Genomic DNA, 26,137 nt, shown 5'->3' with positions numbered 1-26,137 from the left:
GACATGACCAGGAACCGCGAACTCGATGTGCAGAGCGAGCACGCGGACTACGGCACCTCCTACGGGCGCGTCAAGCGGGAAGGCGTCGATACCACGCACGGCGCCATCCTGTATCTCGAAGACATCACCGTGTCCTTCGACGGCTTCAAGGCAATCAACAAGCTCAACCTAGACATCTCGGTCGGCGAACTGCGCTGCATCATCGGCCCGAACGGCGCGGGCAAGACGACGATGATGGATGTCATCACCGGCAAGACGCGCCCGGCGTCCGGCACCGCCTACTTCGGCCAGACCATGGATCTCACGAAGATGACGGAATACCAGATCGCGCATGCGGGCATCGGCCGCAAGTTCCAGCGCCCGACCGTGTTCGAACAGCACACCGTGTTCGAAAACCTGGAGCTGGCGATGAAGATGGACAAGCGGGTCAAGCCGACGCTGTTCTTCCGCCTCACCTCGGAGCAGAAGGGCAAGATCGATGACATCCTCAAGCTGATCCGCCTGAACGGTCAGGAGCGGCGGCTCGCCGGCCTGCTCTCGCATGGCCAGAAGCAATGGCTGGAGATCGGCATGCTGCTCATCCAGGAACCGCAGCTGGTGCTGCTCGATGAACCGGTCGCCGGCATGTCTGACGCCGAGACGGCGCGCACCGCCGAACTGCTCAATGAACTGCGGGGCAAGCATTCGATCATGGTGGTCGAGCACGACATGGCCTTCGTCAACGAGATCGCGCGCGACGGCAAGGTGACGGTCCTGCATGAAGGCTCGGTGCTGGCCGAAGGCACGATGCGGCAGGTGCAGTCGGACGAGCGCGTCATTGAAGTCTATCTCGGGCGCTGACCGCTGCCCGCCCGATAATCCGACCACAGGAATCCGGACCAATAACATGCTCAACGTCGAAAAGCTCAACCAATACTACGGCTCCTCCCATACGCTGCGCGGCGTCTCGCTCGACCTGCAGAAGGGCCAGTGCCTGGCCCTGCTCGGCCGCAACGGCGTCGGCAAGACCACGCTGCTCAAATGCCTGATGGGGGTGCTGCCCGCCGCCACCGGCAACGTCAAGCTCGACAACCGCGACATCACGAAGCTCAAGCCGCATGAACGCGCCGCGCTCGGTATCGCCTACGTGCCCCAGGGGCGGGAAATCTTCGCCCGGCTCAGCGTGGAAGAGAACCTGATGATGGGAATGGCGGTCAAGCCGGGCCGCCAGGCTTCGAAGATACGCGGCGAGGTGTTCGAGCTCTTCCCCGTACTCAAGGACATGCTGCACCGGCGCGGCGGCGACCTGTCCGGCGGACAGCAGCAGCAGCTCGCCATCGCACGCGCCCTGCTGGCCGACCCGAAGCTCATCATCCTTGATGAGCCGACCGAAGGCATCCAGCCGTCGATCATCAAGGACATCGGCCGCGTGATCCGGATGCTGCGCGAACGCGGCGACATGGCCATCCTTCTGTGCGAGCAGTATTTCGATTTCGCGCATGAGCTGGCCGACAAGTTCGTCGTTCTGTCGCGCGGAGAAGTGGTGGCTTCCGGCACGCAGGCGCAGATGAGCGGCGAGGACGTCAAGCGGCACTTGGCGGTATAGTCTGCGCATGAAACGAATTGCCGACGAACCCGTTCTTGCCCCTGCTACACATGCTCGATGGCAAGCCCGACTGTCCCTGGGGTTCGAATCCGATCGCGGCACGACCAGGCTGGTGGAACGCGAGCATGCAGGCCCGCTGCGCGTGCAGAAGCCGCTTTACCCGGAAGGCAATGCGGTCTGCCATGCGATCGTGGTTCATCCGCCCGGCGGCGTGGTCGGCGGCGATGAACTGGAACTCCGTGCTCGTGTCGGCGCGCAGGCCGGCGCATTGCTGGCCACGCCCGGCGCGGCCAAATGGTACAAGGCCAACGGCCATGTCTCGCAACAGAACATTAATCTTGCAGCCGGCGACGGCGCAACGCTGGAATGGCTGCCGCAGGAAACCATCTTCTTCGACGCCGCCCATGTGCAGCTCAGGCAGGATGTCGAGCTGGGCAAGGACGCGACTTATATCGGCTGCGAAATCCTTTGCTTCGGGCGCACCGCGTCCGGCGAATCCTTCAATACCGGCACTGTCGAGCAGCGCACCAGCATCCGCCGCGACGGCAGGCTGGTATGGTTCGAACAGGGAGTCCTCGCGGCCGGCTCGACGGCCATGAGCAGCCCGCTCGGGCTGGCAGGCCATACCGTCTGCGCCACCTTGATCGCGGTCGGCAAGCCGCTTCCCGGCAGCGTGATCGCCGCACTGCGCGAGATCGACGCGCCCGCCGGATCCTTCGGCATCACGCAGATGAAGTCCGTCACGGTGGTACGCCACCTCGGCAATTCAAGCGAAGTCGCACGGCGACTGATGATTGCCGCCTGGCGGCTGCTGCGGCCCGCGCTGACCGGCCGCGAAGCTGTCGTGCCGCGCATCTGGAACACATGAATCACAGAACCTGCAATTCCCGATCAACACAAGGAGAAAACGGATGGAGCTGACTCCAAGAGAAAAAGACAAACTCCTGATCTTTACCGCCGCCCTGCTGGCCGAACGGCGCAAGGCGCGCGGCCTGAAGCTCAACTATCCCGAGGCGGTCGCGCTGATCACGGCCGCCATCATGGAAGGCGCGCGCGACGGCCGCACCGTTGCCGAACTGATGTCGGAAGGCACGAAGATCCTGACGCGAGATGACGTGATGGACGGCGTCGCCGAAATGATCCCCGACATCCAGGTCGAAGCCACTTTCCCCGACGGCACCAAGCTCGTCACCGTGCATCATCCGATTCCATAGGAGAGCCCATGATTCCTGGAGAAATGCTGATCGAGGACGGCGAGATCGAACTCAACGCGGGCCGCCCCACCGTCACCGTCACCGTCGCCAACAGCGGCGACCGGCCGATTCAGGTCGGCTCCCACTTCCACTTCTTTGAAGTCAACCCGGCACTGCAGTTCGACCGCCAGGCGGCCTACGGCATGCGCCTCAACATCGCCGCCGGCACCGCGGTGCGCTTCGAGCCCGGGCAGCAGCGCACGGTGGAACTGGTCGCGCTGGCTGGCAACCGCGTGGTCTATGGATTCAATGCCAAGGTAATGGGAAAACTCAAATGACAAGCATCTCTCGCCAGGCCTATGCCGAAATGTTCGGTCCCACCGTCGGCGACCGCGTGCGGCTGGCCGATACCGAGCTGTTCATCGAAGTCGAAAAGGATTTCACGATCTACGGCGAGGAAGTGAAGTTCGGCGGCGGCAAGGTGATCCGCGACGGCATGGGCCAGTCGCAGCGCAATCACAAAGATGTGATGGACACCGTCATCACCAATGCGCTGATTCTGGACCACTGGGGCATCGTCAAGGCCGACATCGGCCTGAAGAACGGCCGCATCGCCGGCATCGGCAAGGCCGGCAACCCGGATATCCAGCCCGGCGTCACCATGGCCATCGGCGCCGCCACCGAGATCATTGCCGGCGAAGGCATGATCGTCACCGCCGGCGGCATCGATTCGCACATTCATTTCATCTGCCCGCAGCAGATCGAGGAAGCGCTGATGTCCGGCGTGACCACCATGCTCGGCGGCGGTACCGGCCCGGCGGTTGGCACCGCTGCGACGACATGCACGCCGGGTCCCTGGCACATTCACTCGATGCTGTCGGCGGCCGATGCCTTCCCGATGAACCTCGGCTTCCTGGGGAAGGGCAATGTCAGCCTGCCGACACCGCTGGAAGAGCAGATCCGCGCCGGCGCGATCGGCCTCAAGCTGCACGAGGACTGGGGCTCGACACCGGCGGCCATCGACAACTGCCTGTCGGTGGCGGACCGCATGGATATCCAGGTGGCGATTCATACCGATACGCTGAACGAGGGCGGATTCCTCGAACATACGCTGGCCGCGTTCAAGGACCGGACGATTCACACTTTCCACACCGAAGGCGCGGGCGGCGGCCATGCGCCGGACATCATCGCCGCGGTCGGCCAGGGCAACGTGCTGCCGTCGTCCACCAATCCGACCCGGCCCTACACCATCAACACGCTGGACGAGCATCTCGACATGCTGATGGTCTGCCATCATCTTGATCCGGCCATCGCGGAAGACATCGCCTTTGCCGAGTCGCGCATCCGGCGCGAGACCATCGCGGCGGAAGATATCCTGCATGACATCGGCGCGATTTCCATGATGTCGTCGGATTCGCAGGCGATGGGCCGCGTCGGCGAAGTCATCATGCGCACTTGGCAGACGGCGCACAAGATGAAGGTGCAGCGCGGTTCGCTGGCCGAAGACTCCTCGCGCAATGACAACTTCCGCGCCAGGCGTTATATCGCCAAGTACACGATCAACCCGGCGATCACGCATGGCATTTCGCATGTGGTCGGTTCGCTGGAAGTCGGCAAGATCGCCGACATCGTGCTGTGGAAGCCGGCCTTTTTCGGCGTCAAGCCTTCGATGATTCTCAAGAGCGGCATGATCGCGGCGGCGCAGATGGGCGATCCGAACGCCTCCATTCCGACGCCGCAGCCGGTGCATTACCGGATGATGTTCGGCGCCTTCGGCGGCGCGCTGCGCACCTCCTTCACCTTTGTTTCGCAAGCTGCGATCGATGCCGGGGTCGGCGATGTGCTCAAGCTCAGCAAGACGCTGATCCCGGTGAAGAATACCCGCAATGTCCGCAAGGCCGACATGATCCATAACGGTCTTGCGCCGAGGATGGAAGTCGATCCCGAGACCTACGAGGTGCGGGCCGACGGCGAGCTGCTGGTGTGCGAACCGGCGAAGGTGCTGCCGATGGCGCAGCGTTATTTCCTGTTTTAATCCTTTGTAGACCTTATGCCGAGTCGGCCCAGGCCGGCTCGGCGATGAACCATGCTGACACTCCATACGAAAATAGACAAGGCCGACAAGATCGACGGCGAACTCATCCTTCCCTATGATCTGCGCGAGAAAAGCCGGCTGCGCGCCCAGCTGGCCTCGGGCGAGGACGTGGCGCTGTTCACGGTGCGCGGCACCGTGCTGCGCAACGGCGACCTGCTCAAGGGCGACGATGGCCGCATCGTGAAAATCACGGCGGCCAAGGAAGCCACCTACCGCGTCGAATGCGACACGCCGCGCAATCTCTTGCGCTGCGCCTTCCATCTCGGCAACCGCCATACCCAGGCGCAGGTGGAACAGGTGAGCGGCGATGCGCAGCAGGGCTTCCTGCGCATCCGCAAGGATGCGGTGCTCAAGGAAATGCTGGAAGGCCTGGGCGCGACAGTGACCGAAGAGCTGGCGGCCTTCGAACCGGAGTCGGGAGCCTACGGCGGCGGCCATCACCATCACGGCGATGACCATCATCATCCGCTTGCACCGATTCCGCTGCGCCAGAAAATCCATCGTCCTTCGGACAAGAACTGAAATGCAGGCGACCGCACTGCTGCACCTGCTGCAGCTGGCCAGCCCTTCCCTGCCGATCGGCGCTTACAGCTATTCGCAAGGACTCGAAGCGGCGCTGGAAAACGGCATGGTGCATGACGAAACCACGGCGCGTACCTGGATCATCGATACGCTGCACCATGTCGTCGCGCGATTCGAGGCGCCGGTGCTGTGGCGGCTGCTGGATGCCTTTTCGGCACGGGATGCCACGCGCGTGGCGGAATGGAACGAGCGCTTCATCGCCGCCCGCGATACCGCCGAGTTCCGCGCCGAGACGATACAGATGGGCTATTCGCTGGCAAAACTGGCGACCGACCTGAAGCTCGGCGACGAGGCATTGCGCAGCATCCTGCAGGCCCAGCCGGAAGTGCCGCTGCCGACCGCGCTCGCCTATGCCGCCGTCGCGCTCGATGTGCCGCATGAGGCGGCTCTGCTGGGCATGCTGTTTTCCTGGGCCGAAAACCAGGTGCTGGTCTGCGTCAAGTCCGTACCGCTCGGCCAGGTGGCGGGGCAGCGGCTGCTGCTGTCGCTGCAGCCGGAACTGGAGATGGCGGCCCGGCAGGCAATGCAGCTGGCCGATCACGAACTCTCGAACTGGTCGCCCGGCCTGTCGCTGCTGTCGATGCAGCATGAAGTGCAGTACAGCCGGCTCTACCGTTCCTGAGCCAACCCGAATATTTGAATCACATTGAGACAAGACATGACAACTTCCCCCAATCCCCTGCGCGTCGGCATCGGCGGCCCGGTCGGTTCCGGCAAGACGGCGCTGTGCGAAATGCTGTGCAAGGCAATGCGCGACCATTACGACATGGCCGTCATCACCAACGATATCTATACCAAGGAAGACATGGAAATCCTGCTGCGCGCTGACGCCCTGCCGGCGGAGCGGCTGATGGGCGTGGAAACCGGCGGCTGCCCGCATACCGCAATCCGCGAGGATGCCTCGATCAACCTCGAAGCCATCGCCCGCATGAGCGCGGACTTCCCGGACCTGGACCTGATTCTGGTCGAGTCCGGCGGCGACAACCTGGCCGCGACCTTCAGCCCAGAGCTGTCGGACCTGACGATCTACGTGATCGACGTTGCCGGCGGCGAAAAGATTCCACGCAAGGGAGGACCAGGCATCACCCGTTCCGATCTGCTGATCATCAACAAGACCGACCTTGCACCCTATGTCGGCGCCAACCTGGACATCATGGCAAGCGATGCCAAGAAGATGCGCGGCGAGCGGCCATTCATCTTCACCAATCTGCGCAGCGGCGACGGCGTTGAAAAAGTGGTGGACTTCATCCGCAGGCAGGGTCTGCTGGACGAAGTGAAGACGAATGTAAAGACGAAGGCGGGCGCCTAAGTGGCGATGTAAGTCGTGATGCAGGCGAAGGCGTGGCCGGAGGCGCGCCGGCCACGCCTTCGAGCCTTGTCGCGAAGCTTGCCGTCCTTAAACCGGCTGGTACTCCGCATGGAAGCCGTCGAGGCCGGCCAGCATCTTTGCATAAGCCGCCTCCACCTGGTCCGGCGCGCCGCCCTTCACGCCAAGTTCGATGTGCCTGCGCGTATTGGCATCGCCGACGCTCGGCAGGCTGAACACCTTGACCAGCGGATATTGCGCCTCGATGGCTTCCATCAGCGGCGTCAGTGTCGATTCGGCCTGCTCGAACACCAGTACCGCCTTTTCCAGGCGCGGCACGTTCTGGAACAGATGCGAATATTTGGTATCGAGCACCCATTCAATCATCGGCCAGGCCATCACCGGGAAGCCCGGCACGAAGTAAGTCGCGCCGCCGACGCCATGCTCTACCGAAAAGCCTGGGATCTTGTTGTAGGGATTGGGAATGATCGCCGAGCCTTGTGGAAACTCTCCCATCTTCAACCGGTGCGCGTTGTCGGCCGCATTGTAATCCGGCTCCCTGCCTGCTTCGCGCGCGACATCGGCGATCCGTTCCTCGATTTTCAGCCTGGCTTCCGGATGCAGCACCAGCGGCATCTTCAGGGCCGCCGCGGCGCATTGCCGGGTATGGTCGTCGGGCGTGGCGCCGATGCCGCCGCAGGAAAATACGACGTCGTCACTGTCGAAGACGCGCTCCAGGATGGAAGTGATGCGCGCACGGTCGTCTCCCGCATACTCCGCCCACGACAGCTGCAGGCCGCGGGCATTGAGCAGCTCTACCACTTTGGGGAAATGTTTGTCGGCGCGCTTACCGGAAAGGATTTCGTCGCCGATGATGATCAGTCCGAAGGCCATGGCAGATAGGTTGTGGTCAAAAGGGCATTATGCCTCAGTCGCCGCAATCCGGCCGATGACCGGTCAAGCTTCAATCCATCAGTTGATATCCTTCATCGATGGTGCCGGCGGCAGCACGGGAGCCGATGCAGGCGCCGCCCGGTATTGCCGAAGCGCATCGAGGCAGTAATGCTCGAACCACAGGCCGGTGAACACGAACACCAGCACATACAGCCAGATGGCGCCGGCGGCGAGCATGGGAAAGAAAATCACGGACAACGCACCGCCAAGCCACAGCAAGGTGGGCGCCGCGCCCATGGCGCCGGCGATCGCGCCGATGGCCAGCAGCGGCCAGCGGTGCTGGCGCAGCAGCGTTTTCATCTCTTCCGCGCTTGCGTGTTCGGACAGCGCATCGTAAGCCATCACCCGATAGGTCAGCCAGCCCCACAAGGCGGGCTGCACGACGAAGGTCAGCGGCGGAAACAGCGACAGCGGCAGGGTTGCCAGCCACAGGAACGCAAAAATGAGGAAAGAGTACGTCGCAATCCACAGGCTGCCGAGCACGGAACCGCCCTTCCTCTGTTCCAGCTCGGGATAGTGGCGTGTGCCGACGTGGCGCACGATGATGGGCATGGCCATCACGCCGACGAACATCAGCGCGGTCAGGATCATCAGCGGCAGCAAGACCCACATTGCAATCAGCGGCACCAGTACCGTGTTGATCGCGCCGAGCCCGAACCAGCCAAGCATCTCGCCGGCGACGCGGAAGCCGCCATTGTCGGCAAAATAGGCATGCAGCCAGTCGATCATCGGCTGCAGTCCCAGCCACAGCAGCACGCCCCATAGCGCCACCGAAACGATGAAGGGCAGTACTGTCAGCAGCAGCATCCTGAAGTGCAGTTGCGACAGCAGCGCCTTGCCGAACGTGACCAGGACCCGTTGCATCAGGATGCCTTCTTTCGGGAGAACTCCAGCATGCGCTTGAGCCCGAGCCATTGCTGTGCCCAGAAGCCGCGGCCATAGTCGCGTCCCTTGCCCTGCGGCGGCGGCAACTGGTCGCGAACGCCGGTCATGGCAAATTCCTTGCTGAAGTTGGCGGAGCCGAACAGGATGTCCCAGACCGGAAACAGCACGGCGAAATTGCAACCGCGAAGCTTGCCCCTGCCGCCGGATTCATGGCCGACGCCGATCGCATGATGGGTGCGGTGGAAGCGCGGCGATACCAGCAGACGCTCGCCGATGGCACCGAAATGGATACGCACGTTCGCATGCTGCAGGCTCTGCTGCATGCGCGATACCACGACCAGCAGCAGATACTGCGAAGGTTCGACGCCGATCACCAGCGCGATGCTGGCCATATAGACATCACGGATCAGATCGTCGAGCAGGTGGTTGCGGTTATCCGACCAGAGGTTCATGTCGGCCTGGCTGTGATGCAGGCTATGCAAGCCCCACCACCAGCCGAACTGATGGCTGGAACGGTGATACCAGTAATCGAAGAAGTCCAGCACCACCAGGTAAATGACGAACGCGACCAGCGGGATATCGGTCACCCCGGGCCACAGGGTTTCGAGATTGAAGTGCACCACGCCGTACAGCCGCAGGTGGCCGGCAATCGCATCGAATATCGGGTCGAGCACGAAGAAGACGGCCAGGGTGAATGCACCGAGCCGGTGGATGCAGGTGTAGAGGAAATCGATGCGCCGCGCCGCCGGATCGATTCCCTGCTTGACCGGAATCCAGGATTCGAGCGGACGCAGGATCAGGAACAGCAAGGCCAGTTCGAGCAAGCCGATCAGGAACCATTCGGTGCCGTCAAAGGCCTCTTCGGTGATATCGCCGAGCGAAAAGAAGTAAAGCAGCGGATGCACGACCGTCTGGAAAAGCCAGCCATGCACCTCCGAGAACCATTCAACCAGGGTTTGAATCATGATTCAGCGTATGTGGCGATAAATTGTTTTGTCGCTATCGGAACAGTGTAACTCAATGTTCAACGTGCCTTGCGGTATGCCGGATGCTCGCGCAAGGTGGCGAAGCAGAAGCCTTTCTGCTTCAGGCCGGTAATCAGCGGATCGAGCACCGCCGGTGCCCAGGGATCCTTGCGCGACCATATGCCGAGATGGGCGACGAAGATATCGCCGTCCTTCAATCCCTTCAACGATCGATCAAGCAGCCTGGCGTTCGGCCATTTGTCGCTGGGCAGTTCGTCACCGGAAAAGCCGGGGCCGTCGGTCCAGCCGACATGGGTATAGCCGCAGGCCTTGCCCGCCGCCAGCAAACCGGGCGTTGTCCGGCCGCCGGGCGCGCGCCACAATGGATCGAGTCCGCTGCCGGTGAGTTCGGCGAAGCGCTTTTCCACGCGTTTGAGTTCTTCGCAGTATTGTCCGGCGGTCCAGACCTGCGTTCTGCCCGCATCGGGGCCGAACTGCGGTTTCATTTCGAGGCTGCCGCCGGGCAGGTCGCGCAGGACATAGACATGGTCGAAGGTATGGGTGCCGAACGCATGGCCTTCTGCCACCCGTGCCTTCCAGTAGCCGGCCCAGGACGGGTCGAGCGAATAATCGCCGTTGACCGTCTTTTCGTTGGCAAGAAAGAAGGTAGCGCGGACCTTGTGGCGCGACAGCGTGTCGGCGATGTATTGCGCCTGCGACTGGCTGCCGGTGTCGAAGGTAAGGTAAATCGTGCCCTTGCAGGCTTGATGCTGGGCAGCCGCCGGCCCCGCCGGCATGACGGCGGCGCAAAGGCAGGCAGCGGCCAGCGATGCTTTCATTACATCCGGGGAGCGTGGTTGGCGAAATAGACGCCGTGCGGAGAACGGCCGACCGGAATGGTGCGCACCACTTTCCGAGACGGGACGTCGATCACCGCAACCTTCTTCACCCAGCGCAGCGTGGCCCACAGGGTCTTGCCATCATCGGCCAGCTCCATGCAGTCGGGGCCGCCCGGCACATCGATGGTGCCGACGTTTTCCAGTGTCTGCTGGTCGATGATGTTGATGGTGTTCGACACCCGGTTAGAGACGAATATGTGGCGCTTGTCGCCCATGGCGCGGAAGTTGTGCGCGCCCTCGCCCGCCTTGATCTTCTTCACCGTCTTCTGCGCGCGCCAGTCGATGACCTCGACATAATCGCCGCCCATGATGCCGACCAGGAGATGCTTGTCGTCCGGTGTCATGACGATACCGGCCGGCAGCTTGCCCACGGGGATGGTCCATTTGACGGTCTGGGTGGCGAGATCGATGGCGCTGACCTCATTGCTGCCCTGCTGGGTGATGAATACGGTCTTGCTGTCGGCGCTGAAAGCCATATGGCTGGGCAGCTTGCCTAGCGGCAGGCGCTTGGACAGCTTCAAGTCCTTGCCGTTGTAGGTGTAGATGTCGACATGATCGAGGCGCAGCGCGTTGGACACGAACCATTTCTGATCCGGCGAAAAACCGATCTGGTAAGGATCGATGATGTCCTTCATGCGGCTCTGGATCTGCCCGGTCTTCGGATCGAGGAAGACCAGTTCATTGCCGACGGCGCTGCCGACGATGAGGGACTTGTTGTCCGGGGTCGCCATCAGGTGATGCGGCTCCTTGCCGACATTGATGTTTCCCACCTCCTTGAAGGTCGTCTGGTCGAGCAGCGTGATGCTCGCATCGCGCGAGTTCAGCACCACGACGACATTCGCATGCGCGGCAGCGGTCAGCAACAGGGTGGGCAATGCAGATAATACAAGGGCGATAGGTCGGAGCATGGGAACCACAAGGTGAATGAGTGCGGCTTTTATTTTACTCTGCAGCAACCGCGTTGAATAAGGAAAATCGTTGTCCTGTTGCGCCTGCATGAAGCGCTTGCATAGCCTGCATGTCAAAATTCCTACGGCAGCGATGGCGGCAACGACCAGCATGATGAAACGCTGACTATTTGCCGCCGCAGTTTGCAACGGGGCAGCGCTGTAACGGCTGTTCGGGTCCCGGCGTTGACAGCCGGGAGTTGAAACCGGAACGTTTCCAGCCGCGCCGCCGTCGTACTTTCACCTTTGGCACCAAACGCGCAAATGGACGAATAGACGAACCGCCATGCACCTTATCCAGATTCTCTTACCGCTGTATGACAATGCCGGCTCGCCGCAACCGGGAGACGCGTTTGAAAAGACCAGGGAAGAACTGATCCGCCGTTTCAACGGATTAACCGCCTATACCCGGGTTCCTGCAAAGGGCCTGTGGAAGGAGGATGCGTCCACGACCATGCGTGACGACATCGTCATTTACGAAGTCATGGCCGAGACGCTGGACGAGCCGTGGTGGGGCTCATACCGTCGCCAGCTGGAGCAGCGGTTTCAACAGGAATCCGTCATCGTCCGGGCCCAGGCGATCACCCTGCTTTGAGCGTGGCTGGCAGCCGGAGCTCCGCGCCGACAACTGCTACAATCCCAGCACTCTTGAACAAACGACAAAGGAAAAACATGTCCACCACCATGACCGCTTCCGGCTTGCAATATGAAGATGTTACCGTCGGCTCCGGCGATGAGGCCAAGGCAGGCCAGCACGTCACCGTGCATTACACCGGCTGGCTGCAGAATGCCGACGGCAGCGCAGGCCGCAAATTCGACTCCAGCAAGGACCGCAACGACCCGTTCGAATTTCCGCTCGGCGCCGGCCATGTCATCAAGGGCTGGGATGAAGGCGTGCAGGGCATGAAGGTCGGCGGCGTTCGCAAGCTGATCATTCCGGCATCTCTTGGCTATGGCGCGCGCGGCGCCGGCGGCGTCATTCCTCCGAACGCCACCCTGATTTTCGAAGTGGAACTTTTGGGCGTCTGATCGCTCTTTCCCAAGAGCATCATTACTCCGAAGCCAGTAATTGAAACGCTGCCCGGTTTTCCGGCGCACACGTCTTTGCGGCTGATTTTCCGGCCTGCATGACGTAGCCCTGCAGGCCCGGTCTTCCGGACAGTACTGAAGCTGCAGCGATTTCAACAACCCTGACCGCGTTCGCGGTCCTTACTGGATTCGGCCATGTCATTCAAACAAACCATTCTTTGCGCCTTGTGTACCGGCGCCGCCCTGCTGCTCAACGGCTGCACCGTGATCAGCGTCGCCACGACTGCAGTATCCGTCGCGGGCACGGCAGTCAGCGTAGGCGTGGCGGCGGGCTCGGCCGCGGTAGGCGCGGCCACGACCGTGGCCAAGGGCGCCGTTGCGGTCGGCAGTGCCGTTGTCGGCAATGATGAAGAATAAAGACAACGATGGCGGCGCCTTGCCGCAATCCTGAATCTTTCCTCTAGCGTTTTCCTTTGGCGTGCGTTTTTTCCGTGATATTTTTTGCATCACCGGTTCCGGCCGCATGGAGAGCCGGACGGTATTGGTCTGGTCAACCGGAATATCCCCACTAAAGATAAAGACAGGAAAGCATGAGCCTTCAAAACCAGTTCGAACAAGCGGTCGCCGATTCCAAGAACCTCCCGGAACGCCCCGATAACATGACTCTTCTAAAGCTGTATGGACTGTACAAGCAGGCAAGTACCGGCGATGCCGACGGCAACCGCCCCGGCTTCACCGACATGATCGGCCGCGCGAAGTACGACGCATGGGATGCACTGAAGGGCATGTCCAGAGACGATGCGATGCAGCAGTACGTGGATCTGATTACGGAATTGAAAGGCTGATCGCCACGAGATTTATGCCGCGGCAAAGACTCTTGCCATCTTTGCCGCCACTTTTTCCTCTATCTTTGCGGCGAACGCCTTCATCAGGAAACCCAGCTTGATTTCCAGGAGCGCCTCCCTTTCCAGAAGCGTCAACGCACCCGACACGCCGGCCCGCTCGAACAGCAATACATTGCCATTCCACTGCAGCGCCATGTCAAAATCCCTTGCCATTTGTTCCGCAACTTCCTGCGCAGCCGCCTTCGCCCCTTGATGACTGAGGGAATGTTGCTGCCTGATACTGATATCCGCCATGCGTTCTAAACCTTCGATGTGACCTCGGGGTTAAGGATATTGGGAGGCGTCGCGCCCGTCAATGCCGCAATCAGGTTGGCTGCCGCGCAGTCGGCCATTGCGCGGCGTGTCGGCTCGGAAGCGCTGGCAATATGCGGCGTCAGCACTACATTGGACAGATCGAGGAAGCCAGGATCGAAGGCTGGCTCGTTTTCGAATACATCGAGTCCCGCCGCGGCCAGCCGGTTGGCCTTCAATGCGACGATCAGAGCGGCATCGTCGACAATGCCGCCGCGTGCGATATTGATCAGCGTCGCGCTCGGCTTCATCATCGCCAGTTCGGCGGCGCCTATCGTATGGTGAACCTCCGGCGAGTAAGGCAAGGCCAGAATGAGATGGTCGGCGGTGCGCAGCAATTCCTCCTTGCCGACATACCGCGCGTTGTTGGCGCGCGCCTCGCGCTGCTCGTCCAGACGCGAGCGGTTATGATAAATCACGCGCATGTCGAAACCCATGGAGCGCCGGGCGATGGCCTGGCCGATGCGGCCCATGCCGAGTATGCCCAGCGTGGCGCCATGGATGTCCATGCCCAGCAGGGTATCGTAGCGCCACTTCTGCCACTGCCCCGCGCGCAGGTAATGCTCGGATTCCGTGACCCGCCTGGCAGTCGACAGGAGAAGCGCCCAGGCGAAATCCGCCGTGGTTTCATTGAGAACATCGGGCGTGTTGGTCACCATGATGCCGGCCCGGGTGGCGGCAGCCACATCGATATTGTTGAAACCGACAGCCATGTTGCAGATTGCCTTGAGGCGGGGGCATGCCTGGATCACATCCTCGCTCATGCCCGTGCTCGGGGTGGTGTAGACGCCGTCCTTGTCCTGCAGTTTCGCGATGAGCTCGGCCTTGGTATAGATGGCGTCTTCCGGATTGGCTTCGACGTCGAAATACTGCTTCAGCCTTTCAACCACATCGGGAAAAACGGCGCGCGTTACGAGAATCCTGGGTTTAGTCATCGATTGTCACCGGAAAAAAATGAAAGTCATCAGAACAAACAGCGGAATCAGCACGGCGCATGACCATGCCATGTAGCCAAAGAAGGACGGCATCCGGATGCCGCGCTCCTCGGCAATCGCCTTGACCATCAGGTTGGGCGCATTGCCGATGTAACTGTTGGCCCCCATGAATACCGCACCACAGGAAATGGCCGCCAGGGTACTGGCCAGCGTCGTCATCAGGACCTGCGGATCGCCGCCGGCCGTATTGAAGAATACCAGATAGGTCGGCGCATTATCGAGGAAGGACGACAGGATGCCGGAAGCCCAGAAATACATGGCGTCGATAGGCTGGCCATTGTTGTCCGTCACTGCCCTGACCACAGTGGAAAATGCGCCGGCCTCGCCGGCACGCAGCATGGCAATGACCGGAATGATGGTAATGAAGATGCCGGCAAACAGCTTTGCCACTTCCTGGATCGGCCCCCATCCGAACTCGTTGCCTTCGCGCGCCGACTTCGGCGTAATGCGCAGGGACACGACAATAACGGCCAGCAGCAGCACATCGCGCACCAGGTTCTGCAATTCGACTTCGACGCCGAAGATTGCGAAGCTCACGCCCGGCTTCCACAGGCCGCTCATCAGCACCAGGCCGACGATGGCTGCCAGCAGAATGAAATTGGCCTTGCCTTCGAAGGCGATCGGCGAATCGGGAGTGGGATCGCTCTGCACGGGCAATACCTCTTCCTTGTTCCGATAGTAGTAAAGGTCGAGCAGAAAGAAAATGGCCAGCAAGGCCGTGCAAAGGAACAAGGTTTCAGGAAAGATATGCTTGAAGGTCCAGAAGAAGTCCACTCCCTTCAGGAATCCGAGGAACAGCGGGGGATCGCCGAGTGGCGTCAGGGAACCGCCGGCATTGGCCACCAGAAAAATGAAAAACACTACGATGTGGGCCGCGTGCTTGCGGTTATCGTTGGCCCGGATCAACGGCCGGATCATCAGCATCGACGCGCCGGTCGTGCCCATGAAACTGGCCAGCACCGTCCCGATTGCCAGCAGCCCGGTATTGAGCGCCGGCGTGCCGTGCAGATTGCCTCGCACGCAAATGCCGCCCGCAACCACGAACAGCGAAGTGATGAGAATGATGAAAGGGATGTATTCCCCGGCGAACGCATGCAGCGCCCCCGCAGCAGCCGTGCCGAAACCGAACACGGCGGCGCAGGGAAGCAGGAAGGCAAGCGACCAGCCCAGGGCGACCTTACCGAAATGATGATGCCAGAAGCCGGGAGTGAGCAGAGGGCAAAGCGCTATCGATAGCAGCAATCCGGCAAAAGGCACGCCCCACCATGCCGACAGGCCGCTGCCATCGAGTTCGGCCGCCTGGCACCATAGTGGCGCCATGCCGGCCAAGGCCACGAGAAATCTTGACTGCACTGCTGTCTCCCTTGTTCATGATTTTAATTGGAGGCAATTTTAGCGCGGAACTTTCCTCGCGATGCCGCGTGCGGCCTACGTAGTCATACTGATCCGCGCATGACTTCGCCCCGGCGCATCCTTCTATTGATGCGGCCCGAAAAATGGTGCACTTTCCGGGGCGGTGATCTCACCCTCTACCTTCTGGAGAGGGCCGGATCTATAGAGCGGATTTGAGGATTGCAGGCTCGCCGGCTCGGATTGTCTTTCAGCCAACATCATGAGCGTTCCTGCGGCGCGCGAAGTGTCGCCGGACATCCTCCGCGAAACCCGCCGCATTTGCTTATTCAAATTTTATCTAAGCCCGGTTTGTGGGAAACAGTCGAATGTCTTAAAATACAAGGCTTTGCGGCGGGTTGCTTGTCAGCTTCAAAGCAGATCAGTTTCAGAAAAATTTACAGATAGGACTGTTATGACCCACGTTGTCACCGAATCCTGCATCCGCTGCCGTTACACCGACTGCGTAGATGTATGCCCGGTAGATTGCTTCCGCGAAGGCCCGAATTTTCTCGCCATCGACCCCGACGAGTGCATCGATTGCGCCGTATGCGTTGCGGAATGCCCGGTCAATGCGATTTATGCCGAAGAAGATGTGCCGGCCGATCAGCAGCAATTCATCAAGCTCAATGTCGAACTCGCCCGCCAATGGCCTTCCATCACCAAGACCAAGGATCCGCTGCCGGAGGCGGAGGAATGGAAGGATGTGAAGGAAAAGCTGCACGAACTCGTCAAGTAAGGGCAGCAAGAGATTGTCATGCCGCGTTCCTGTCGCCCAAGCGCAGGCACGCGGAAGAAGTGGAACAGCAAGCGCAACATGCAGCAAGCCGGATAGGCCGCTTCGGCAGGTGGTCAGCGCCAGGCGCCAAACAAGTCCTTGAGATTGACCCGGTCAACCATCACAGGCAATTGAAGTTGGTCGGTATCTAAGAAATTCGAGCCAAGCAAGCCGGCACCTTCACCGACTGCGATACCGGCGCCGGTGCCCGCCTCTCTTATCCTCCCCGGATAGCCTTCTGTAGATCCGTAAATCTGTAGTCCTGGAATACAGGATGACCTCACCGGAATTGCCGCATGAACGTCTCGGCATTCAGGCTTCGGTATTCCACCAGGCGTCACCCTTGCGATCAGCGTCGACCGGCGGTTCGCCCTCTGCTTCCGTCAGCCGGCGACCAGTCGTGTGAAACGCTCGAAACGGCATGGACGCATGGACAAGGCCGCAAACACGACGGCCCGATGGCCCGATAGCATCCCGCCACGCCAGCCCTCAGCAGCTATCTTTACGAGGCCGCGCGCATGAAGTCCGGCGTCAGCACGACCGCAGACCCGGACTGCGAGGCGTCGGCTGGCTTGGCAGCCGCCTTGCGGGGACAGACCTGCTTGCTGCGCACACGGCGCGAGAATGCGGTGATGAATGCGGCATAGCCATTCGATCCAGGCCGGATGCCTTCCTGTGCCGCTTTGACGATGCCCATTTCAAATGTGTCACCCAGGTCATAGGCGTAGTCGCCTTTTTCCCATGCGGACTCGTCACGATTGGCTAATTTTGGTTGCATTTGATATCCCACCTTAAAACTGAATCAATGTTATTGAGGAAGGAAGTTTCCCTCACGATCGATTTAACTTTACCTGCGCCGGGGCATCATCTTCAAGACTTCAATGTAACCGTTTGTTCGAACGTCGAAGGCATACAACACAGTTTGCAGGCTGTCATGCCGCATGCTGCCTCTCGAACAACAGCGCACCGGCAAACCCGGGGTGGCACCTTCAGCCTTGATCCATCTCCAAACAGGGCCCTGCCGTCCGACCTATGTTGGCAGAAGTGACTCTTTGCGCGAGGCGATATGGAAGTCCCGCACGATAATAGCAGCGCGGCGCTGGTTGCCGGTCTTGCTCTTGACGAAGCCGCAACAGCGCGGGACCGCATGCATGACACTTTTCCATCGCCAGCTGCGGATGAGTGCAGCGGCGAGAGCGTGCAGGTGTTCAGCGAGGATATCCCGGACTTTGCTGCCTGGCACCTTGAGCGTCTCTACGGCGCGCTGTATTCAAGCCTGGCGTATTTCCGCGTCTGCGACAGTCTGGACGGCGTGCATACCTATGTGTCCCGCGCAAATGGAAAAAGCGGAGACATCACGGCGATCCTGCTTTACCGCGTCGAGGCTGCCACGATTCATGTGGTCAACGAGGGCATGCGCCTGCCGGAAGTGGAAGTGCAGCGCTTCTGCTCGCACATGTTCGCCCGTTATTCCGGAGTGGCAATGATCCGGTTTCATGCGGTGCAGATAGCGGGCGAACTGCGGTCCTTTCCAAGACAGCGTTTTCTGTGCGCGGAAGACTTCATTGCTCCGTTGCCGGCGGATGAAGCGGGGTATCTCGCCGCGCTTGGCGGCGCCACCAGGAAAAACATCAAGCGCCACCGTAACCGGCTGCAGCGCGATTTTCCCGGCTTTCGCTATCAGGTGATTGACAAGGAAAACATCGACGAAGTCCATGTACGGGCCATCATCGAATTGAACCGCGCCCGCATGCGGCAAAAGAACAAGTCATCCTTCATTGATGAAGAGGAAACGCAGAAAATAATCCGTCTGGCGCGCGCCTGCGGCAAGCTCGGGCTTGCCACCATCGACGGCCGCATAGTCGGCGGCGCCATCGTGTTTCATATCGGCGCCAGCTTCATCTCCAAGGTCAATGCGCATGACGCCGACTATGATGATTACCGCCTGGGGATGCTGTGCTGCTATCTCATGGTTTGCTCGGCGATCGGGCACGGCTGTACGCGCTTTCATTTCGGCCATGGCCGCTATGCGTACAAGACCGCACTGCTGGGCGCCTTCCAGCCGTATGAGCATGTGCTCGTCTATCGCTCCGCCGCCAGCATGGCCGCACATGGCCGCACATTCCTTCGCACCGCGCTTGACGGCTATCGCCTGGAGACGAGCCGCTGGCTGCTGGACCGCGCGGAACAGGGCGACGGCCCCTTCTGGAGTACGGCGGGCAAGCTGCTTGCCGCATGGCGCGCGCGCAAGAACCGCGGCGGGAATGCATCAAACCCAGCATAGGCGCAAAAGACGGAACACATGAGCCGGGCTGCTGGCCGATGCGGCACATCAAGGCTTATGCGGCATTCTTTCCCGTCATCATTTCATTGTGGTAATGCCAGATACGGCTCAACGCATATTCTGTTCCCGCCTGGCGCACGCCGTTGCGGTCTCCCATGAAATGCCGGGTCTCTGTGAACGTCGTGACCTTGTTGTCTATCTGGAATGACCACGCGAAGCAGATGGTGCCGGCTGGAATATCGCCGTCGCCATTATCCGGCCCGGCGACACCCGTATCCGCAAGCGCCACATTGGCACGGCTGATGCGCAGCGCGCCTTCTGCCATCTCGCGTGCAACGTTTTCACTAGTGAGATTATAGGTTTCGATGGTTTCCGCCTTGACACCGAGGCAACTAATTTTCGCCTGAGGCGAATAGGTGACGAACGCGCATTCGAGCCAGCTTCCGCAGCCCGGAATATCGGCGAGAGTGGAAGCGATCATGCCGGCGGTGCAGGATTCCGCGGTCACCAGCTTGAGACGGTTTTCTTCGAGATAGCGGGCAACGCTTTGCAGGTGTTCATTCATTGTTTGATTCGCCAAAGGGAAAACGGGGATGGAGTCCGGACACGCCGCCAGGATGCTGGCGTGTCCGGACTGTCTGCTTGCTGCTTGTCTTGATGCCGGTTGGATGTGCGGAGGATGGAAATGTTCGTGCGCCCTGCATCCCCCACACCGGCATGCCAGCCGTGTCGCTACGGCTATCCGTGTTCCACCGACTTGAAGGCCGACACATCCGCTACCGCCACTGCCGTCATGTTGACGATGCGGCGCGACGTCGCCGCCGGATTCAGGATGTGCACGGGCTTGGCCGTACCCAGAAGAATAGGCCCGACAGTGACGCCGTAGCCGCCCGTGATCTTGAGCAGATTGAAGGCAATATTGGCGGCATCAAGCGAGGGCATGATCAAGAGATTCGCGCTTCCGCTCATCTTGGTACCTGGCAGGAAGTGACGGCGCACCTCCTCGACCAGCGCCGCATCCCCCTGCAGTTCGCCCTCGACATCCAGCTGCGGGGCGATAGCGGCAAGAATGTCGCGCGCCGCCCGCATCTTGCGGGCGGAGGGCCGGTCGGACGAGCCGAACATGGAATGCGACAGCATTGCCACCTTGGGCTGCATGCCGAAACGCTGGACCTCGGCGGCGGCCAGCCGGGTGATCGCCGCGAGTTCTTCGGCGGTCGGATCGTCGTTGACATAGGTATCGGCAATGAACAGCGTGTATTTTTCCAGCATCAGCGCATTCATCGTGGCGAGCACGCTGGCACCCGGGGCGATGCCGATGACGTCGCGCACATGTTCCAGATGGCCTTCGAAACGCCCTACCGTGCCGCACAGCAGCGCGTCGGCGTCGCCCATGTGTACCAGCATCGTGCCGATCAGGGTATTGGAACGGCGCAACGCGGCCTTGGCCACGTCGGGAGTCACGCCGTAGCGTCCTCGCAATTCATGATAGGCCTCGTGGTAGGTCCGGTAGCGGGGATCGTTTTCGGGGTCGATCAGTTCGAAATCGACGCCGGGCCGCAGCCGCAGGCCGGCCTTGCGGATGCGCATATCGATCACATGCGGGCGGCCGATCAGGATGGGTTTCGCCAAACCTTCGTCAATCACGGTCTGGGCCGCGCGCAGCACGCGTTCCTCCTCGCCTTCCGCATAAGCCACGCGCTGCGGCGCCGCCTTGGCGGCCGAGAAAACCGGTTTCATCATCAGGCCGGTGTAATACACCAGGTGGCTGAGCTGCTGCCGGTAGGCGTCGAGGTCGCGGATCGGGCGGGTAGCCACGCCGGATTCCTCGGCGGCCTTGGCGACGGCGGGAGCAATCTTCTCGATAAGACGCTGGTCAAAGGGCTTGGGAATGATGTATTCCGGCCCGAAATTCAGCTCCTGCCCGGCATAGGCCATCGCGACGGCATCATTGGTCTCGGCCTCGGCCAGTTCGGCGATGGCCTTGACGCAGGCCAGCTTCATTTCTTCAGTGATCTTGGTGGCGCCGCAATCCAGTGCGCCGCGGAAGATGTACGGGAAGCACAGTACGTTATTGACCTGGTTCGGATAATCCGAGCGCCCGGTGGCGATAATGCAGTCGGGGCGCGCCGCCCTGGCCACTTCCGGCCGGATTTCCGGCTCCGGATTGGCCAGCGCGAGGATGATGGGCTTGTCGCCCATGGTTTTCACCATGTCCCCGGTCAGTACGCCGGCCGTCGAGCAGCCGAGGAACACATCGGCGCCGGCGACAATGTCGGCCAGCTTGCGTGCGCCGGTTTCCTGCGCGTAGCGCGCCTTGTTTTCCTCCATCCTGGCATCGCGGCCATGGTAAATGACGCCCTTGGAGTCGGCGACAAAAATGTTTTCCCGGCGTGCGCCAAGGCTCACCATGGTGTCGAGGCAGGCAATCGCCGCGGCGCCGGCGCCGGACACCGCGATTTTCACATCGCCGATGTTCTTGCCGACCACCTTGAGGCCGTTGAGCAGCGCGGCGGCGGAAATGATGGCCGTGCCATGCTGGTCGTCATGGAATACCGGAATATTCATGCGCTCGCGCAGCTTTCTTTCAATATAGAAGCATTCCGGCGCCTTGATGTCTTCCAGGTTGATTCCGCCCACGGTGGGCTCCAGCATCGCGATCGCATCGACCAGCTTGTCGGCATCATGCTCGGCGAGCTCGATATCGAAGACATCGATTCCGGCGAATTTCTTGAACAGGCAGCCCTTGCCCTCCATGACCGGCTTGCCCGCCAGCGGTCCGATGTCTCCCAGTCCAAGCACCGCGGTGCCATTGGTTATGACCGCCACCAGGTTGCCGCGCGAGGTGTATTCCGCCGCCATCGCCGGATCGCGCGCGATTTCCTCGCAGGCGTAAGCCACCCCGGGAGAATAGGCAAGCGACAGGTCGCGCTGGTTGGAGAGCGCCTTGGTGGCGTTGACTTCGATCTTTCCGCGGGTGGGGCTGCGGTGATATTCCAGTGCCGCCTCGCGCAGCTGGTCATCCTTGCTGGTATTGGTATCTGTCATGTCTTCTCCATTGTTCTCTGTTTGGTAAGGCGTTCCATCAGCAGGGGCATCGGAAATCAAAAGCTGCCATTTCCGGCACTCCCGTTACCGTCCGCACCATAGGGCATGCCCGTATTCCAGACGACTTCCAGCTCGACGCGGATCGAACGCGCGAGGCCGTCGAGATCCGGGAACAGCGAGGCATTGGTAATGTTCATCCGGTACAAGGCTTTCATTGCCTGCTCGCGCATGGTTTGCGAAAGAACAAGCTTTTTGATCAAAGTCCCCTTGCAGCCGTAAGCCTGAAGAATTTCGTCGAGCGACCGGTCGAGGACGCCCGGCACCACCATGGTTCCGGACTGGGCCACGAGCCGGCGATCCATCTCTTCCGGCTCGCCGATCCAGACGATGCTGCTGTTGTTTTGAAGGAAATACCGCGCAAAGTTCCCGTCCAGGCGGGGATCGATGGCGTCGCGGGTCAGTGCCGGAATGGCAACCGGGGTCGCATTCCACAGCGCCGGCGTATTGAGTGCGAAGACGGCGGAATCGGCGACGGCATTCTCCAGCGCAAAGAATGCCGCGACAAAAGGTGACTTGGTGAAATCCAGCAGGCGTGTCGGCGCTCCGTGATGCTGCATCAGGGTGAGGCAGCGGAAATCGTTGTCGAGAACCTGACGGTCGGGAAGAAAATTATGGGCCTTGCGGCGAAAGATGCGGATGGCCCGTTCCTCGCGGCTGCGCCATGTGGCACGGTCGGGGGATGAAAGCATCGAGATGGCGCGACAGTGAGCTCAGCAGCGCCCACCGGGCATCCTGCTGGCCGCGGAATGCCCAACCGTCAAGTTCGCCTGACAAGGCGATGAAGTCATTCCATTCTGAAACGAGGATCTCTTCCAAAAAATACTCCGCTGCGGAACCACCCAGAGTCTTCTGTGATCCGATGTTTTTTGTTTTGATCCTGCGTTGTGGATATTTCGCCGTGAATATTTTTTAAAAGACCAATATAATACGGCCCCTGCTCCACCGACTGCCTTGGACTCCCATTCAGCCCGCCGTCGAGAACCGGGCCTCATGCAGCTGCAGCACCACGAAGATTTCACCCAATTTGACTACCCTGAACACCGACATGTAAGCCAGCACTTCATGACCGCACGGCAGAACCGGCAACGCGCGTTTCACTCTTATGCGTGGTTGTCGCTCCGCGGTGCGAAAGCGGCGCCGATATTTCGCGCTCAACTCATGATGCTACTCTAGTTGCCTAATATTTACGCAATGACAAAGCCTGCAAAGACACTGACACTGACCGCCAAACCCCGTAGCACCGACGCCGCGACGAACCCGGCCTCGGTCCGCACCGTCACACATGCCGCCGATGCAATTCAGGCACCGACCACGGTGACCGTGGTTACCAAGCGTTCCCGACTCATCACGCCGAGCGTTACTGCCGCGCCCGACGCCGGCGCGGCATCCGCTGCGCCCCTGGCATCGGATACGCCTGATGCTCCGGCTGCCCAGGCGACTCCGGCGCCTGCGCCCGCGGTCAAGGTCGTCGTCCGCAAGGCCGCGTCCAGGCTCGCGGTGAAGCCTGCCGATGCGTCGAATGCGCCGGCCGCTCCAGCCGCTGAATTGCCGGAGCCGGCAGCAGTGACTGCAGCGGAGATTCCCGCGTCTGCGCCTGTTCCGTCAGAGCCCGTCGCCCGCAAACCGGCGGCGACAGAGGCGAAAGAGGCGGCGGCGGTGCCCGCTGCCGCGACGCCGGCCGCACCGAAGGCAAGGGTCGTACGCCGCAAGACGGCCGCCGAAGCACCGGCCGCGGCGAAAGCCTCGAGCCCGGCGCCTGTCGTCACGGTCGATCCGTCCACCGTTGCCGCGATCGATACCTCCGCCTACACGCTTCCGTCCGTCAAGGTGCCTGCGCGCCGTGGCCGGCGGCCCACCGAATTCCGCCCGGAGCATGATGAAGTCGCCGCGCTGAACGCGGTCGAGCGAGCGGAAATCAATGCCGCCCGCAAGGCACGCGACCGCCGCGGCTCTGAAGAGGGAATGACGGAGGAACAACTCGCGGTGCGGCGTCAGCAGATTGCTGCGCTGGTCCGCTCCGGCAAGGAGCGCGGCTTTCTGACGCATGCCGAGATTTATGACCACCTGCCCGAGGAATCGACCAGCCAGGAAGTCATCGAGGGATTGATCGCCACCCTGGGCGACATGGGCATCACCGTCTACGAACAGGCTCCCGATGCCGAGACGCTGCTCCTGTCGGACAATGTCGCCAGCGCCAACAACGACGATGACGACGCCGAAGCGGCAGTCGCCACCGCGCTGTCGACCGTCGACTCGGATTTCGGCCGCACCACCGACCCGGTCCGCATGTACATGCGGGAAATGGCATCCGTGCCCCTGCTGACCCGCCAGGGCGAGATCGACATTGCCCGTCGCATCGAGGCTGGCTTCAAGGACATGATGCAGGCGATTTCCGCCTGCCCGACCACGATCGCTGAAATCCTTGCGCAGGCCGAAAGGATCCGCAACGAGGAAGCGGCGATCGACGATGTGGTCGACAGCCTGGTGGACCTGAACACGTCGGACGAGGAACCTCCGGTTGTCGTGGCGGCGTCGGATGAGGACGAAGCGGACGACGACCTCGAGGAAGATCTCGACGAGGACGAGGAAGAAGAAAGCAGCAGCGGTACCGCCGCGGCCAGCATGAGCGAAGCCCAGCTTGCCGACATGCGCAGGCAGGCGCTGCTGAAATTCGACACCGTGGCCGCGGAATTCGACAAGATGCGCGCCGCCCGAGACAGCGAAGGCTATGGTTCGCCGGCGTATCTGCAGTCGCAGCAGGTCATTTCGCGCGAACTGCTCGGCTTGCGCTTCACCGCCAAGCTGGTGGAGAAGCTGTGCGACACCCTGCGTTCCCGCGTCGATGAAGTCCGCCAGATCGAAAGGCAGATCCTCGATATCGCGGTCAACAAGTGCGGCATGCCGCGCCCGCGTTTCGTCAGCGGCTTCCCCGGCAACGAGACCGATCTCGAATGGGTCGACCGCGAAGCCGACCAGGAGCATGCCTACAGTCCGATCCTGCGTCGCAACAGCCCGGCCGTCAAGGAGTACCAGAAGAAGCTGATCGAACTCGAAAAGTCCGCCGGCGTGCCGCTGGCCGAACTGCGCAAGATCAACAAGCAGATGACGACCGCCGAGATGCGCGCCCGCCAGGCCAAGCGCGAAATGACGGAAGCCAACCTGCGTCTGGTGATCTCGATCGCGAAGAAGTACGTCAACCGCGGCCTGCAGTTCCTCGACCTGATCCAGGAAGGCAATATCGGCCTGCTGAAGGCGGTGGACAAGTTCGAATACCGGCGCGGCTACAAGTTTTCGACGTATGCCACATGGTGGATCCGCCAGGCGATCACCCGCGCCATCGCCGACCAGGCCCGTACCATCCGCGTGCCGGTCCACATGATCGAAACGATCAACAAGATGAACCGCATCTCGCGTCAGATCCTGATGGAAACCGGCTCCGAGCCGGACCTGGCGACGCTGGCGGCCAAGATGGATCTGCCGGAGAAGAAGCTGCGCGAAATCATGAAGATCGCCAAGGAGCCGGTGTCGATGGACATGCCGATGGGCGACGACGGCGATTCCCAGCTGGGCGACTTCATCGAGGACAGCACCACGCTGGCCCCGGCCGATGCGGCGATGCATGCATCGATGCGCAGCGTGATCCGCGACGTGCTCGATTCCCTGCCGCCGCGCGAAGCCAAGGTGCTGCGCATGCGCTACGGCATCGACATGGCCAGCGATGCGACGCTGGAGGAAGTGGGCAAGCAGTTTGACGTGACCCGCGAACGCATCCGCCAGATCGAGAACAAGGCGATGAACAAGCTGCGCCACGCATCCCGCGCAGACCGCCTGAAGACTTTCCTGGAAAGCGACTGATCCGGTGATCCGATGATTGAATGACCGCACGACCGCATGTCGGGACTGCGGCAGTCCGATGCAAAACGGGGAGACCACGATCTCCCCTTTTT

The 26,137-nt window shown here is 61.2% G+C and carries 29 protein-coding genes; 16 read left to right on the top strand and 13 right to left on the bottom strand.

The window, feature by feature from the left end:
• The first annotated feature begins 3 nt into the window (after nt 1-3).
• From urtD to ureG, 9 genes are read left to right on the top strand one after another with little or no spacing between them, the layout of a single operon-like run.
• Nucleotides 4-840, top strand: coding sequence for an urea ABC transporter ATP-binding protein UrtD (gene urtD / locus FH061_RS17680; protein WP_151637223.1), 837 nt, complete (start codon nt 4-6; stop codon nt 838-840).
• 46 nt (nt 841-886) lie between these two features.
• Nucleotides 887-1,585, top strand: coding sequence for an urea ABC transporter ATP-binding subunit UrtE (gene urtE / locus FH061_RS17675; RefSeq protein WP_151637157.1), 699 nt, complete (start codon nt 887-889; stop codon nt 1,583-1,585).
• Between the two features lie 7 nt (nt 1,586-1,592).
• Nucleotides 1,593-2,453: an urease accessory protein UreD gene (locus FH061_RS17670; protein WP_151637156.1), complete on the top strand. Its 861-nt coding sequence runs from the start codon at nt 1,593-1,595 to the stop codon at nt 2,451-2,453.
• A 43-nt stretch (nt 2,454-2,496) separates the two neighbouring features.
• Nucleotides 2,497-2,799: an urease subunit gamma gene (locus tag FH061_RS17665; RefSeq protein WP_151637155.1), complete on the top strand. Its 303-nt coding sequence runs from the start codon at nt 2,497-2,499 to the stop codon at nt 2,797-2,799.
• An 8-nt stretch (nt 2,800-2,807) separates the two neighbouring features.
• Nucleotides 2,808-3,116 (top strand): urease subunit beta, encoded by a 309-nt coding sequence (locus FH061_RS17660; RefSeq protein ID WP_151637154.1) that lies wholly within the window; start codon nt 2,808-2,810, stop codon nt 3,114-3,116.
• Nucleotides 3,113-4,813 (top strand): urease subunit alpha, encoded by a 1,701-nt coding sequence (ureC, locus tag FH061_RS17655; protein ID WP_151637153.1) that lies wholly within the window; start codon nt 3,113-3,115, stop codon nt 4,811-4,813. Before FH061_RS17660 ends, ureC begins: the two co-directional genes overlap by 4 nt.
• Nucleotides 4,814-4,864: 51 nt before the next feature.
• On the top strand, nt 4,865-5,395 hold the full coding sequence (gene ureE / locus FH061_RS17650) for an urease accessory protein UreE (protein ID WP_151637152.1): 531 nt from the start codon (nt 4,865-4,867) through the stop codon (nt 5,393-5,395).
• A gap of 1 nt (nt 5,396) precedes the next feature.
• The gene (locus FH061_RS17645) at nt 5,397-6,077 is read left to right on the top strand and encodes an urease accessory protein UreF (RefSeq protein ID WP_151637151.1); all 681 of its coding nucleotides are present in this window, start codon (nt 5,397-5,399) and stop codon (nt 6,075-6,077) included.
• Between the two features lie 36 nt (nt 6,078-6,113).
• On the top strand, nt 6,114-6,764 hold the full coding sequence (gene ureG / locus FH061_RS17640) for an urease accessory protein UreG (RefSeq protein WP_151637150.1): 651 nt from the start codon (nt 6,114-6,116) through the stop codon (nt 6,762-6,764).
• Nucleotides 6,765-6,851: 87 nt separating this feature from the next.
• Here ureG and FH061_RS17635 read toward each other — a convergent pair whose 3' ends face one another.
• From FH061_RS17635 to FH061_RS17615, 5 genes are all read right to left on the bottom strand, one after another.
• A complete protein-coding gene (locus FH061_RS17635) occupies nt 6,852-7,655 on the bottom strand; it encodes a competence/damage-inducible protein A (RefSeq protein ID WP_151637149.1) in 804 nt (267 codons plus the stop codon).
• A gap of 78 nt (nt 7,656-7,733) precedes the next feature.
• Nucleotides 7,734-8,579 (bottom strand): EI24 domain-containing protein, encoded by an 846-nt coding sequence (locus FH061_RS17630; protein ID WP_151637148.1) that lies wholly within the window; start codon nt 8,577-8,579, stop codon nt 7,734-7,736.
• The gene (locus tag FH061_RS17625; protein WP_151637147.1) at nt 8,579-9,565 is read right to left on the bottom strand and encodes a sterol desaturase family protein; all 987 of its coding nucleotides are present in this window, start codon (nt 9,563-9,565) and stop codon (nt 8,579-8,581) included. Before FH061_RS17625 ends, FH061_RS17630 begins: the two co-directional genes overlap by 1 nt.
• A gap of 59 nt (nt 9,566-9,624) precedes the next feature.
• Complete coding sequence (locus FH061_RS17620; protein WP_151637146.1) at nt 9,625-10,404, bottom strand: polysaccharide deacetylase family protein; 780 nt, start codon at nt 10,402-10,404, stop codon at nt 9,625-9,627.
• Complete coding sequence (locus FH061_RS17615) at nt 10,404-11,372, bottom strand: YVTN family beta-propeller repeat protein (protein ID WP_151637145.1); 969 nt, start codon at nt 11,370-11,372, stop codon at nt 10,404-10,406. The genes FH061_RS17620 and FH061_RS17615 overlap by 1 nt, the downstream gene beginning before the upstream one ends.
• Nucleotides 11,373-11,697: 325 nt before the next feature.
• On the opposite strand from FH061_RS17615, the gene FH061_RS17610 reads away from it, so the two are divergent.
• From FH061_RS17610 to FH061_RS17595, 4 genes are all read left to right on the top strand, one after another.
• Entirely contained in the window at nt 11,698-12,006 is a 309-nt protein-coding gene (locus FH061_RS17610) for a hypothetical protein (RefSeq protein ID WP_151637144.1), read from the top strand.
• A 77-nt stretch (nt 12,007-12,083) separates the two neighbouring features.
• Nucleotides 12,084-12,440 carry an FKBP-type peptidyl-prolyl cis-trans isomerase gene (locus FH061_RS17605; RefSeq protein WP_151637143.1) on the top strand — a complete coding sequence of 119 codons (357 nt, stop codon included), beginning with the start codon at nt 12,084-12,086 and terminating at the stop codon, nt 12,438-12,440.
• Between the two features lie 195 nt (nt 12,441-12,635).
• Nucleotides 12,636-12,857, top strand: a complete 222-nt coding sequence (locus tag FH061_RS30540; protein WP_192805119.1) for a hypothetical protein — start codon at nt 12,636-12,638, stop codon at nt 12,855-12,857.
• 173 nt (nt 12,858-13,030) lie between these two features.
• Nucleotides 13,031-13,285: an acyl-CoA-binding protein gene (locus FH061_RS17595; RefSeq protein ID WP_151637142.1), complete on the top strand. Its 255-nt coding sequence runs from the start codon at nt 13,031-13,033 to the stop codon at nt 13,283-13,285.
• 12 nt (nt 13,286-13,297) lie between these two features.
• Here FH061_RS17595 and FH061_RS17590 read toward each other — a convergent pair whose 3' ends face one another.
• From FH061_RS17590 to FH061_RS17580, 3 genes are read right to left on the bottom strand one after another with little or no spacing between them, the layout of a single operon-like run.
• On the bottom strand, nt 13,298-13,579 hold the full coding sequence (locus FH061_RS17590; RefSeq protein WP_151637141.1) for a polyhydroxyalkanoic acid system family protein: 282 nt from the start codon (nt 13,577-13,579) through the stop codon (nt 13,298-13,300).
• A gap of 5 nt (nt 13,580-13,584) precedes the next feature.
• Nucleotides 13,585-14,571: a 2-hydroxyacid dehydrogenase gene (locus FH061_RS17585; RefSeq protein WP_151637140.1), complete on the bottom strand. Its 987-nt coding sequence runs from the start codon at nt 14,569-14,571 to the stop codon at nt 13,585-13,587.
• A gap of 6 nt (nt 14,572-14,577) precedes the next feature.
• Nucleotides 14,578-15,951: a sodium:proton antiporter gene (locus tag FH061_RS17580; protein ID WP_151637222.1), complete on the bottom strand. Its 1,374-nt coding sequence runs from the start codon at nt 15,949-15,951 to the stop codon at nt 14,578-14,580.
• A gap of 484 nt (nt 15,952-16,435) precedes the next feature.
• Here FH061_RS17580 and fdxA point away from each other — a divergent pair, with 484 nt between their 5' ends.
• A complete protein-coding gene (gene fdxA, locus FH061_RS17575; protein WP_151637221.1) occupies nt 16,436-16,759 on the top strand; it encodes a ferredoxin FdxA in 324 nt (107 codons plus the stop codon).
• A 541-nt stretch (nt 16,760-17,300) separates the two neighbouring features.
• Here fdxA and FH061_RS17570 read toward each other — a convergent pair.
• On the bottom strand, nt 17,301-17,576 hold the full coding sequence (locus tag FH061_RS17570; protein ID WP_151637139.1) for a hypothetical protein: 276 nt from the start codon (nt 17,574-17,576) through the stop codon (nt 17,301-17,303).
• A gap of 288 nt (nt 17,577-17,864) precedes the next feature.
• On the opposite strand from FH061_RS17570, the gene FH061_RS17565 reads away from it, so the two are divergent.
• Nucleotides 17,865-19,082, top strand: coding sequence for a GNAT family N-acetyltransferase (locus tag FH061_RS17565; protein ID WP_151637138.1), 1,218 nt, complete (start codon nt 17,865-17,867; stop codon nt 19,080-19,082).
• 55 nt (nt 19,083-19,137) lie between these two features.
• On the opposite strand, the gene FH061_RS17560 is transcribed toward FH061_RS17565, so the two are convergent.
• The 4 genes from FH061_RS17560 to FH061_RS31495 form a co-directional block, all read right to left on the bottom strand.
• Entirely contained in the window at nt 19,138-19,647 is a 510-nt protein-coding gene (locus FH061_RS17560; RefSeq protein ID WP_151637137.1) for a CinA family protein, read from the bottom strand.
• 173 nt (nt 19,648-19,820) lie between these two features.
• Entirely contained in the window at nt 19,821-22,130 is a 2,310-nt protein-coding gene (locus tag FH061_RS17555; RefSeq protein ID WP_151637136.1) for an NADP-dependent malic enzyme, read from the bottom strand.
• A gap of 56 nt (nt 22,131-22,186) precedes the next feature.
• Nucleotides 22,187-22,879: an FRG domain-containing protein gene (locus FH061_RS17550; RefSeq protein ID WP_225984714.1), complete on the bottom strand. Its 693-nt coding sequence runs from the start codon at nt 22,877-22,879 to the stop codon at nt 22,187-22,189.
• A gap of 274 nt (nt 22,880-23,153) precedes the next feature.
• The gene (locus FH061_RS31495) at nt 23,154-23,288 is read right to left on the bottom strand and encodes a hypothetical protein (RefSeq protein ID WP_264158746.1); all 135 of its coding nucleotides are present in this window, start codon (nt 23,286-23,288) and stop codon (nt 23,154-23,156) included.
• Between the two features lie 93 nt (nt 23,289-23,381).
• Here FH061_RS31495 and rpoD point away from each other — a divergent pair, with 93 nt between their 5' ends.
• A complete protein-coding gene (rpoD, locus tag FH061_RS17545; RefSeq protein ID WP_151637135.1) occupies nt 23,382-26,045 on the top strand; it encodes an RNA polymerase sigma factor RpoD in 2,664 nt (887 codons plus the stop codon).
• The last annotated feature ends 92 nt before the right edge of the window (nt 26,046-26,137 follow it).

This window comes from Noviherbaspirillum aerium, from assembly GCF_008929045.1.
Taxonomy (GTDB): domain Bacteria; phylum Pseudomonadota; class Gammaproteobacteria; order Burkholderiales; family Burkholderiaceae_D; genus Noviherbaspirillum; species Noviherbaspirillum aerium.
This window is presented reverse-complemented; position numbering and strand designations above follow the sequence as displayed.